A 10,452-nucleotide genomic window follows, 5' to 3' on the forward strand; every position below is an offset into this window, starting at 1 on the left:
ATAAATCATTCACGGGGACACGTGGCGTTTACTTCCGGCCAATGTGATCACCAATTCTGATTACCCCCTCAGGCCTGGCCGTATGCCACTCTGGATGCGATTCGAATGCCCTCCGTAATGGTTCTGCATCGCCTAGGAGAAGGAGAAGAACGTGGGGAACCTGCCGGTACGGATACCGGTGCTCGCGCTGTGGAGCGCACCCCGGTCACGCTCCACCGCATTCGCCAGGATGATGACCGAGAGAGGCGATCACACCGTTGTGCACGAGCCGTTCTCCCAGGTGGTCGACTTCGGTACCGCGCAGGTCGGCGACCGGGTCGCGCACAGCGAGCGGGACGTGCTCACGGCGCTACCGGCCGTCGCGGCGCAACGGCCGGTGTTCTTCAAGGACACCACCGACTTCCACTACCCGGAGCTGCTCGCCGACCGGGAGTTCCTCGCGTCCGCGACGCACACCTTCATCATCCGCGATCCGGCAGCGGCCATCGCGTCGCATCATGCGCTCAAGCCCGGCCTGGGGCGCGACGAGATCGGGATCGCCCGGCTGTACGAGATCTTCGCGGCCACGCAGGCCGCCACCGGCGTCACGCCCGTCGTCATCGAGTCCGACGATCTGCTCGACCGGCCGGCCGACACCGTGCGGGCGTACTGCTCCGCGGTGGGGATCCCCTTCCTGCCGCGAGCGCTGAGCTGGGAGCCGGGCATGCGGCCGGAATGGCGGGCGACCAGCCGGTGGCACACGTCGACCAGCCGGACCGCCGGTTTCCGGCGCGGCACCGGCAGTGGGGTCGCGACGGTGGCGGCGGACCCGGTGCTGCGCGCCTACCGCGACTACCACCAGCCCTACTACGAGAAGCTGCGCGCCGTCGCACTCCGGCCGTGAGGCGCGCGCCCCGGCGGTTCAACGCCGGGATAAACGTGGTGCTGACGAAAAACGCTTTCCGCCGGACTAGGTTGAAATTATTGGACGGAAATTAAGGTGAGGTGTATCACGTGACGGACATTTCATTGGCGTCCGTCAAAGCGGGGCTGTGTGATCCGGTCGACGTATCCGGTCATCGCAACAATACGGCCATCTCCGCTGCGACGGACACCCGGGCGGCAGCATTCAATGTGTGGGGCAACTCGTTCGCGGCCGAATACCTGCCGGCGGGCGGAAGCCTCGTCCACGTGGACGGCGTGCCATTCGCGTTCCCGCCGGTCTGCGACGGACCGGACAACATCCGCGCGGCCGGGCAGTTCATCGACGTCGCACCGGGCCGCTACGACTGGATCCATGTTCTGGCCGCGGCCGAACGCCGCTGTGAGGACACCGTCGAGTTGAGCTTCGCCGACGGATCGGTCGATGCCGAGCCGCTGCGGATCTCCGACTTCTGGGCGGCACCGGCCTGGTTCGGCGAGGTCAAGGCGTTCGAAAGCCTGGTCATGCACTACCCGCACCACGTGCAACGGGGAGTCCCCGCACTGATGTGGGCGCAGCGGGTGCCCGTCACCCGGCGTGCCGACCTGACCGGCTTCCTGATGCCCCGCAACGTCGCGTTGCACGTCTTCGCGGTGACCGTCCAGCGCGGAGGACTCTGACATGACCATCGACGTCACGGCACGGACCTACATGATCGTCGGGCCGGAGCCCGAGTGGTGGTACCGCGACCTGGTCAGCTGCCTGCAGGCCACGTTCGGCACGGTGCTCGCCCGGGCGGGCGCCGATCCGCTGACGGTGCTCGGGGTGGGCTGGCGCTTCCTGCACCTGCCCGGCGACGTCCGCTCCGAGGAGTTCTACTACCCCGCCCTGCCGGGCGAGGACGGCGAGATCGACCTGGGCGCCGCCATCGCACCGCACCACGAGCTGCACTCCCGCTGGTGGCAGCCGGCCGACGAGGACGACGTCTGGCGCGAGGTGCGCGCCACCCTGGCCGACGACCGGCTGGTCATCGCCGCCGTAGACAACTTCCACCTGCCGTTCCGGCCCGCGTACGGCGATGTCCACGCCGCGCACCTCGTCGTGATCTACGGCTTGGACGAGACCCGCGGTCTGGTGTACGTCTCCGACGCGATGCCTCCCGCGTTCCGCGGGGCCGTCCCGATCGAGGAGTTCCTGCGCAGCTGGGGTTCGGCGAATCCGACCGACGTCCAGGACGCGTTCTTCAGCAACTCGCGGATCGGGCGGCGCTGTCTGGATGTACGCCTGGACGCCGACCCGGCGCCGTTGACCCCGGAACTGCTGGGCGGCTTCCTGCGCTCCGACGTCGAGGCGTTCACCACGGTCACGTCGGCCCGTAGCGGCCTGGCCGGCTACGACGCCTTCGCCGCGGAACTCACCGAGCGCTGCCGGGCCGGGGACAGCGACGCGCTGCGCGAGCTGTATCCGTTCGGCTGGGGCATGCAGGCGCAGGCCTCGCTGCACGGTGAACTGCTGCGCAGGTGCGGCCGCGAGTGGCAGGACCCGGCGCTCGCCGGCGCGGGCCGGGCGGTGGAGGCGGTCGCACACGCGTGGACCGGTCTGCGACTCACCGGCGCCCACGGTTTGGCGAACCCTCGCGCCGCAGCGTCCGACATCGCACACCACGCCACGGTGCTGCGCGGCAAGTACGCGCGGGCGATCGACGCCGTCGGTGCCACGGCGGCACGTCTCTGACCCTCACGGCCTCATCGCCGTGACCTCGTAAGGGAGACTGATGAGCAAGCTGGCAGCATTCGGCGGCACAGCGGCCGTGCCACAGGAGTGGCGCCGTGTGGAGTGGCCGCTGGTCGAGGACGACGACCGGAAAGCCGTGATCGACGCCCTGGACAGCGCGCGCCTGGTGTCCGACACCGACGGCGAGAATCCGGTTTCCGTCCTGGAGGAGCGCTGGGCCCGCCGGTTCGGATTCGAGCACTGCGTCGCGGTGTCCAACGGCACCGCGGCCCTGTCCCTGGCACTTTCCGCTCTCGGCATCGGGCCGGGGGACGAGGTGATCGTGCCGGCGCTCAGCTTCATCGCGACCGGGCTCGCCCCACTGCATCAGATGGCCGTACCGGTATTCGCCGACATCGACCCGGTGACCTTCAACATCGACCCGGACGACATCGAGCGCCGCATCACCGGCCGGACCGCGGCGATCATCCCGGTGCACCTGCACGGCGCCCCGGCCGACATGGACCGGATCATGGCGATCGCGGCACGGCACGGCATCCCGGTCATCGAGGACGCCGCGCAGGCGCCCGGGGCCACCCACCGCGGCCGGCCGGTCGGCGGGATCGGGGCCGCCGGCTCCTTCAGTCTCCAGGTCAGCAAGAACATCCCGACCTGCGGCGAAGGCGGGTTGCTGGTGACCGGCGACGCCGAACTGGCGCGTGCCATGCGACGCGGCAGGCAGTTCGGCGAGGTCATCGAAGGCGGCCGGGAGCGCGACTACATCTCGTACGGCCTGGGCTGGAACCACAAGATGAACGGCCTGCAGGCCGCTTTCACCACCGCACAGCTCGCCAGATTCGACGAGTACGAGAGCGCCCGGCAGCGCAACGTCACCGCGTTCCTCGCACGCCTGGCGGAGCTGCCCGGACTGCGGGTGCCGACCGCGCTGCCGGAGACCACCCATGTCTGGCACATCCTCCGGTTCCGGTTCGACCCGGCCGCGTTCGGGTTGGACGGGGTACGTCCGGAGGCGTTGCGCTCGGCCCTTCGCCGGCTGCTGCGCGCGGAGGGCGTGCCGATGTCGCAGTACCAGCTCATGCCGCTGCCCGATCAGAAGGTGTTCGTCGACCGGATCGGCTTCGGCTCGAACTACCCCTGGGCCGTGACGGGTGCCCCCGGCACCGTCGCCGGAGCCGGCTACCCGGTGACCCGTGCCGTCATCGCCGACTCCCTGACCCTCCAGAAGCGGCACCTCAGTCCCGCGTCCGGCGACCTGCTCATCCGGTACGCCGACGCCTTCGAGAAGGTGTGGGCGAACCCGGACGTGGTGGCCGCGCTGGCGAAGGCGACGTCATGACGGTCACCCGGCTGCTCGAGCGCGACACCCTGGACATGGTGGCCGCCCGTATCCGAGCCCACGTCGTCGACATGTGTGCGGGGCCGGAGGGCGGTCACCTGGGCGGTGCGCTGTCGTGCGCCGACGTGCTGGCCGCGCTGTACTTCTCGGTGCTCGACGTGGACCCGGACCGGCCGGACGACCCGGACCGCGACCGCTTTCTCCTGAGCAAGGGGCACGCCGCGATCGGGCTCTACGCGGCGCTGGCCGAACGGGGCTTCTTCCCGGTGGCCGAACTGGCCGGGTTCGGCCGGCCCGGCAGCCGGCTGATGGGCCACCCGGTGCGCGCCGTACCGGGGGTGGAACTGCCGACCGGGTCGCTCGGTCACGGGCTGGCGCTGGCCTGCGGATTCGCCCTGGCCGCCCGGCAGGCCGGCCGGACCGCCCGCAGCTTCGTGCTGATGGGCGACGGCGAGCTCCAGGAGGGCTCGGTATGGGAGGCGGCCATCGCAGCCGCGTCCCTGCGCCTGGACCGCCTGGTCGCCGTGGTGGACCGCAACGGGCTGCAGCTGACCGGGCCGACGGAGGCCGTCGCGCCGATGGAACCGCTGGCCGACCGTTGGCGCGGTTTCGGCTGGGCGGTGCGCGAGGTGGCGGGACACGACCCGGATCTGCTGGCCGGCCATCTCGCCGCCGCCCCGTGGGAACCGGGCCGTCCCAGCGTGCTGATCGCCCGGACCGTCAAGGGGCATGGGCTGCCGTTCCTGGCCGGCCGCAGTGCCAGCCACTACGTGACACTGTCCGCGCGCAACCACGCGCGGGCCGTCGGCGCCCTGCGCGCGGGGGGAGTTCGCGAATGAGCCGCGCGACGCGTGAGGCCTACCGGGACAGCCTGCTCCCTCTCCTGAAACGGCACCCCGAACTGATGTGCCTGGACTCCGATACCGGACTGTTCGGTGCCGAGCACGCGGCAGCGGCCGGTGCGCAGTACCTCAACCTCGGGATCGCCGAGCAGAACCTGATGGGCATGGCGGCCGGGATGGCGGCGTGCGGGCGGGTTCCCTTCGTCAACACGATGGCGGCCTTCGCCGCCTCCCGGGCATTGGAAGCGGTCAAGATCGACATTGCCTACAACCGGTTGCCGGTTCGCATCATGGCGACCCATGGCGGCCTGGCCGCGGGCCATCTCGGACCGACACATCAGGCGCTGGAGGATCTCGCCGTCATGCGGGTCCTTCCGGGAATGACGGTGGTGGTGCCCGCCGACGCCGCCGGCACGGAGGCGGTCGTCGAACAGAGCCTGACCCTGAGCGGGCCGCTCTACGTCAGGCTCGGCCGCAAGCCGACGCCACCGATCCCCTCCTCCGCGCCGCCGCCGGTCATCGGACAGGCACAGACCCTGCGCGGCGGCGGAGACGTGGTCCTGGTGAGCTGCGGGCCGTACCCGGTGCTCGCCTGTCTCGCCGCGGCCGAGGTGCTCGCCGGGCAGGGCATCGAGGCCACCGTGCTGAACATGCACACGTTGCGGCCGTTCGACACCGAGACCCTGATCGCCGCGGTACGCCCGGCCGACCTCGTGGTCACCCTGGAGGAGCACTGGCGCGCCGGTGGTCTCGGCGGCGCGGTGGCCGAGGCGGTGGCCGAGGCCGCGCCCACCCGCGTGCTGCGGCTGGGCGTACCTGACCGATTCGTCGACGAGGTGGGCAACCAGGAGCACCTCGTCGCGCACTACGACCTCACCGCGGACCGGGTGGTCAGGGCGGTCCGTACCGCCCTCGACACGACGACACGGTCCGTACGAACCGATCGGAAGGAACACATCTCATGATCACGACCATCGCCCAGGCATGTCCGGAATGCGAGGAACCCGTGACCGTCGCCGACTCGGCGCGGCTCAGCGAAATCCTGGAGTGCGGGGGCTGCCGGAGCGAGCTGGAGATCGTGGCGCTGGACCCGGTGCTGCTCGCCCTGGCGCCGGAGATCGAAGAGGACTGGGGTGAGTAGCCCATCCCTGCCGACCCCCACCGGGCGATCCGGCCCGGTGGGCACTCCGACAGCAGAGGAAGAGCCGGTGCACGAATTCTCCGGTCTGGTCGCGATCGTCACCGGCGGGACCGGGGCGATCGGCCTGGCCACGGCGGAACTCCTGAGAAGCGGGGGCGCCGAGGTCGCAGTCCTGGCCCGTCATACCGACGGCGTACCGGACGGGATCCTCGGCATTGAAACGGACGTCACCGACGACGACTCGGTGCGGTCCGCCGTGGACGCCGTGGCCGGGCGGTTCGGCCGGCTGGACCTGGTGATCAACAACGTCGGGATCCCCGCGTACGGCGACGTCACCGGCAACAGCGACGACGAGTGGCTGACGGTCCTGAACGTCAACGTGGTCGGTATGGTCCGGGTCGCCCGGCACGCGCTGCCGCATCTACGGCGATCGCCGGCCGCCGCGGTCGTCAACGTCGGATCGATCGTCGGATCGGCCGGAATGGCGCAGCGTGCCCTCTACTCGGCCACCAAGGGTGCGGTACACGCGCTGACGCTGGCCATGGCCGCGGACCACGTGCGCGAGGGCATCCGGGTCAACTCTGTCGCTCCCGGGGCCACGGACACCCCGTGGGTGAGCCGGCAGCTCGCGGCGGCGGACGACCCGGTGGCCGCGCGGGCCGAATACTTCGCCTTCCAGCCCGCCGGGCGACTGGTGTCCACCGACGAGGTGGCGGGTGCGATCGCCTATCTGGCGAGTCCGCTGTCCGCCGGGACGACCGGCACGCTGCTGGCCGTCGACGGCGGGATGCACGGCGTACGGCTGCGCCCGCCGGCCGCTGCCGCGGCGGCTCGAACGTGACCGGAAACGAGGGAGAGAAAGTGATGAAGGACTTCACCGGATTGACCGCCGTCGTGACCGGCGGGGCATCGGGTATCGGCCTGGCCACGGCGAAGCTGCTGCGGAGCAGGGGTGCCGACGTAGCGGTGTTCGACCGCAAGCCGGACGGATTGCCGGACGGCATCCTGGGCGTCGAGGCCGACGTCACCGACGACGCACAGGTCCGGTTGGCCGTGGACACCGTCGTGGAGCGGTTCGGCCGTCTGGACGTGGTGGTCAACAACGCCGGCATCCCGGCGATCGGCGACGTCGCGGCGAACAGCGACACCGAGTGGCTCCACGTTCTGGACGTCAACGTGGTCGGCATGGTCCGGGTCGCCCGGCATGCCCTGCCGCACCTGCGGCGGTCACCGTCCGCGGCGATCGTCAACACGTGCTCGATCGTCGCGTGGGCGGGACTGCAGCAGCGGGTGCTCTACTCGGCCAGCAAGGGCGCCGTCTACGCGCTGACGCTGGCCATGGCGGCGGATCACCTGCGCGAGGGCATCCGGGTCAACTGCGTCGCCCCGGGCACCGCCGACACACCATGGGTGGACCGGCAGCTCGAGCAGATGCCCGACCCGGCGGCGGCCCGCGCCGCGATCAACGCATTCCAGCCGGCCGGCCGGCTGGTGACGGCGGACGAGGTGGCGGGCGCGATCGCCTACCTGGCGAGCCCGTTGTCGGGAGGCACCGCGGGCACCGTGCTGGCCGTCGACGGCGGCATGCACGGCCTGCGCCTGCGGTCACCCGCCCGGCCGTAAGGAGCAGGACCCGGCGTGGATCCACCGATCACCTCGGGAAATCCACGCCGGCTTCCCGCCTCGAACCGTACATCCGTAGTGAAGGAGTCGAATCTCATGGAGCCCGAGTCCCCCACCGCCGGCGCTGGGACGGCGACCGTGGTGCGTTCACCGTTCACCGTCCTGGACGACCCGACCGCCTATGCGGCGGCCGTCGACGCGTTCCTCACGTCGTCGTCCGCCACCGTCCCGGTCTGGACCGCCGGGCGAGCCGATCTCGTGGCCTCGGTCGACCGAGCCGCCTCCCTTTACGGAGATGTCAGCCGGCCGGTGGCCCGCACCCATGGCGTCGTGCTGAAGCCCGAGGGCCTGCCGGCCGGGCTCCGCGCGCTTCTGGCACCGCTGGCCGGCACCTGGCTCGACGAGACCGCGATCAGCCCCGACCTGATCACCTCGCCCAGCGCGCCGGGCGAGATCCGGTCGGTGCTGATCGCGGGCCTCTACGAGCATTTCACCGCGGATCTCATCTGGCCTCTGGTGCGGGCCACCGCGCACCGGCCGGACATCCGCCTCACCTTCCTGACCGGCCGTGACGCCGCGTCCCTCGCCTGGTTCACCGCCAAGCAGTACGTGCACACCGCCCCCGACGTTCGGGAGCTGGGCCTCTACACCGCCGTGGATCGTGGGCTCACCCGCAACGGGGCCATCCGGTTGCGTGACGAGCGCGGCGTAGAACGCGCCGACGTCATGTCGGAGCTGCTGGGCACCCGCTGGCGGCGGCTCTTTCTGCAGGGGCACGGGCGGGACGACTCGATCAACCTCGCCGAGTTCACGATCTGCGGCCGCAACGACGCCGTCGAGCGGGACCCGGCCCTGGTCGCACCGATCTGTGCCTTCGGGTCGGGGTGCTACAAACCCGATGACAAGGTGATCCAGCTGCGCGAGGTGCCGGCCGCGGAGATCGTGATGAGCTCCTGCAACAACAGCCCCTTCGCCGATGCGGCGGCATACGACCCCAAGTTCCAGCTGACGCTCAGCGCGATCGACGGGGTCGCCAAGGACATCGTGGGCGCGATCACGGTTCACGACTCGGGCCGGGCGGAGAACCTCGCCTGGGCCGAAGCGGCTCTCGCGCACGCCTCGTCGGTCACCGCTCTCAACTCCAGCATCCGCGCCACGGAACCTTTCCCGGCGTACGTCCACTTCGGCATCGGTGACGACGCGGGGGTGGCGCCGGAGCCTCCGGTCGTGACGCCGGAGCCGCTGCTGTTGACCACCGCGGCGCGACTCAACGCCTACCTGTCCGGTGGGTTGCTGTCAGCGGCCAACCCGTTGCGCCCACGCCTCGGCAAACTCGCCGCCAAGGTCGAGAACCAGGTGTCCAAGCGGGACCTGGCGGTCAATCAGGACCGGGCCCGGACCGTCCGGAGCCTGATGGACGACCTGCAGTCACTCGACATGGCCATCGCCACACAGTTCGTCAAGGACCCGGACAACGAGCTGAGCAACTGCTTCGCGCACTTCGGCGACCGCAGCAGCATCGACTTCTCGACCTTGACCCATGTGCGCTGCCAGTGCGGGCGGCCCGCGGAACGCTATGTACGCCGTGCCCTGGTACCCACCGCCCTGGACACCGAGGGTGTCATCTGCACGCGGTGCGGTGATGTCGCCTTCCGGCTGCCCGGGTCCCCGTCCCTGATGATCCACACCGAGGAACAGGCCGAGCAGGGCAGCTCGGTCGCGGTACGCGTGGTGGTGGGCGACGCCCGGCCCGGCACGGTGCGCGTCGGGCTCTTCTTCGCCAGTTACGGCCGCGCCGGCTGCACGATCACGCCGGAACTCCGCAAGGTCCGGATCGGGGCGACCGGCGCTGGTGAGACCGAGTTCACCCTGGCCCTTGCCGAGGAGATCCCGCCGCACAACTACTACATGACCGCCTACGCCGTACAGGATCTCGCCGTGACGATCGCACGCCGCAACTTCGGCATCATGCCCGCGATCGCCTCGTAGCGGGTCACCGAACGACCGGACACGATGAGGACCTCCCGGGCCGGGAGGTCCTCATCGTCATGTCACCAGGGGACGCGGTCAGCTGGGGGCGAGGACACAGAACTCGTTGCCCTCCGGGTCGGCGAGAACGGTCCACGACACATCCGGTTCCAGGTCGACGGCGGTCGCTCCGAGCGCGCACAACCGGGCCACCTCGGTCGCGGGGTCGTCCCCCGGGTACGGGCGGACGTCGAGATGCACGCGGTTCCAGACGGTCTTCGCCTCGGGCACCCGGACGAACCGCAGGTAGGGGCCGACCTCCTTGGCGGACCGCAACACCGCCTCGTGATCGGTCACCTGATGCACGGACCAGTCCGTGGCTTCCCCCCAGAAGGCGGCCATGGCCCGCGGGTCCGCACAGTCGACCACCACTGCGGCGATCGGCCCGGTCTCCGCGGGCGGGGTGTCCGACACGCAGAACTCGTTGCCCTCCGGGTCGGCCATGACCGTCCAGGGGACGTCGCCCTGGCCCACGTCGACGGGTGTGGCGCCGAGCCGCATCAGACGGGCGACGAGCTCAGCCCGGTCACCGCCGGCGGCCAGGTCGACGTGCACCCGGTTCTTGACCGTCTTGGGTTCCGCCGACACGATGAGGTCGAGGCAGACGGCGACCGGATCGGGATAGACGAAACCCACCGGTTCGAGGTTCGTCACGCCGGGGCCCTCACTGGAGATCTCCCAGCCGAGCAGCGACGCCCAGAATCCGCCCAGCGCCGCGTCGTCCCGTGCCTTCATGTTGAGCTGCACCAGCCGCGTCGCCATGCCGACGATGATAGGTCCTGTTCGGATTCGCCCGGGACGGCAGCCGGTGCCGCCGCGGGTGCACGCCGACGACACGCCGCCGGGC

The 10,452-nt window shown here is 70.6% G+C and carries 11 protein-coding genes; 10 read left to right on the plus strand and 1 reads right to left on the minus strand.

What is annotated here, in order from left to right:
- The first annotated feature begins 151 nt into the window (after positions 1 to 151).
- From ACQ0O7_RS40935 to ACQ0O7_RS40980, 10 genes are all read left to right on the plus strand, one after another.
- Positions 152 to 883: a hypothetical protein gene (locus ACQ0O7_RS40935; protein ID WP_430791105.1), complete on the plus strand. Its 732-nt coding sequence runs from the start codon at positions 152 to 154 to the stop codon at positions 881 to 883.
- 287 nt (positions 884 to 1,170) lie between these two features.
- Positions 1,171 to 1,581: a hypothetical protein gene (locus ACQ0O7_RS40940; RefSeq protein WP_430791107.1), complete on the plus strand. Its 411-nt coding sequence runs from the start codon at positions 1,171 to 1,173 to the stop codon at positions 1,579 to 1,581.
- Between the two features lies 1 nt (position 1,582).
- A complete protein-coding gene (locus ACQ0O7_RS40945; protein WP_430791109.1) occupies positions 1,583 to 2,635 on the plus strand; it encodes a BtrH N-terminal domain-containing protein in 1,053 nt (350 codons plus the stop codon).
- A gap of 40 nt (positions 2,636 to 2,675) precedes the next feature.
- Entirely contained in the window at positions 2,676 to 3,971 is a 1,296-nt protein-coding gene (locus tag ACQ0O7_RS40950; RefSeq protein WP_430791111.1) for a DegT/DnrJ/EryC1/StrS family aminotransferase, read from the plus strand.
- Positions 3,968 to 4,810 carry a transketolase gene (locus tag ACQ0O7_RS40955; protein ID WP_430791113.1) on the plus strand — a complete coding sequence of 281 codons (843 nt, stop codon included), beginning with the start codon at positions 3,968 to 3,970 and terminating at the stop codon, positions 4,808 to 4,810. The genes ACQ0O7_RS40950 and ACQ0O7_RS40955 overlap by 4 nt, the downstream gene beginning before the upstream one ends.
- Positions 4,807 to 5,778 carry a transketolase family protein gene (locus tag ACQ0O7_RS40960; protein WP_430791115.1) on the plus strand — a complete coding sequence of 324 codons (972 nt, stop codon included), beginning with the start codon at positions 4,807 to 4,809 and terminating at the stop codon, positions 5,776 to 5,778. Before ACQ0O7_RS40955 ends, ACQ0O7_RS40960 begins: the two co-directional genes overlap by 4 nt.
- The gene (locus ACQ0O7_RS40965; protein ID WP_430791117.1) at positions 5,775 to 5,954 is read left to right on the plus strand and encodes a lysine biosynthesis protein LysW; all 180 of its coding nucleotides are present in this window, start codon (positions 5,775 to 5,777) and stop codon (positions 5,952 to 5,954) included. The genes ACQ0O7_RS40960 and ACQ0O7_RS40965 overlap by 4 nt, the downstream gene beginning before the upstream one ends.
- Before the next feature lie 67 nt (positions 5,955 to 6,021).
- Complete coding sequence (locus ACQ0O7_RS40970) at positions 6,022 to 6,795, plus strand: SDR family NAD(P)-dependent oxidoreductase (RefSeq protein ID WP_430791119.1); 774 nt, start codon at positions 6,022 to 6,024, stop codon at positions 6,793 to 6,795.
- A gap of 23 nt (positions 6,796 to 6,818) precedes the next feature.
- Positions 6,819 to 7,577: an SDR family NAD(P)-dependent oxidoreductase gene (locus ACQ0O7_RS40975; RefSeq protein ID WP_430791121.1), complete on the plus strand. Its 759-nt coding sequence runs from the start codon at positions 6,819 to 6,821 to the stop codon at positions 7,575 to 7,577.
- A gap of 96 nt (positions 7,578 to 7,673) precedes the next feature.
- Positions 7,674 to 9,566, plus strand: coding sequence for a hypothetical protein (locus tag ACQ0O7_RS40980; protein ID WP_430791123.1), 1,893 nt, complete (start codon positions 7,674 to 7,676; stop codon positions 9,564 to 9,566).
- A gap of 78 nt (positions 9,567 to 9,644) precedes the next feature.
- Here the strand turns inward: ACQ0O7_RS40980 and ACQ0O7_RS40985 are convergent, their stop codons facing one another.
- A complete protein-coding gene (locus ACQ0O7_RS40985) occupies positions 9,645 to 10,367 on the minus strand; it encodes a VOC family protein (protein ID WP_430791125.1) in 723 nt (240 codons plus the stop codon).
- Between the last annotated feature and the right edge of the window lie 85 nt (positions 10,368 to 10,452).

It is taken from the genome of Actinoplanes sp. G11-F43 (assembly GCF_050589265.1).
Lineage (GTDB): Bacteria > Actinomycetota > Actinomycetes > Mycobacteriales > Micromonosporaceae > Actinoplanes.

Coding starts and splice junctions, on each gene's coding strand:
- ACQ0O7_RS40945 (WP_430791109.1), top strand. CDS start 1,583: ATGACCATCGACGTCACGGCACGGACCTACATGATCGTCGGGCCGGAG.
- ACQ0O7_RS40950 (WP_430791111.1), top strand. CDS start 2,676: ATGAGCAAGCTGGCAGCATTCGGCGGCACAGCGGCCGTGCCACAGGAG.
- ACQ0O7_RS40955 (WP_430791113.1), top strand. CDS start 3,968: ATGACGGTCACCCGGCTGCTCGAGCGCGACACCCTGGACATGGTGGCC.
- ACQ0O7_RS40960 (WP_430791115.1), top strand. CDS start 4,807: ATGAGCCGCGCGACGCGTGAGGCCTACCGGGACAGCCTGCTCCCTCTC.
- ACQ0O7_RS40965 (WP_430791117.1), top strand. CDS start 5,775: ATGATCACGACCATCGCCCAGGCATGTCCGGAATGCGAGGAACCCGTG.
- ACQ0O7_RS40975 (WP_430791121.1), top strand. CDS start 6,819: ATGAAGGACTTCACCGGATTGACCGCCGTCGTGACCGGCGGGGCATCG.
- ACQ0O7_RS40980 (WP_430791123.1), top strand. CDS start 7,674: ATGGAGCCCGAGTCCCCCACCGCCGGCGCTGGGACGGCGACCGTGGTG.
- ACQ0O7_RS40985 (WP_430791125.1), bottom strand. CDS start 10,367: ATGGCGACGCGGCTGGTGCAGCTCAACATGAAGGCACGGGACGACGCG.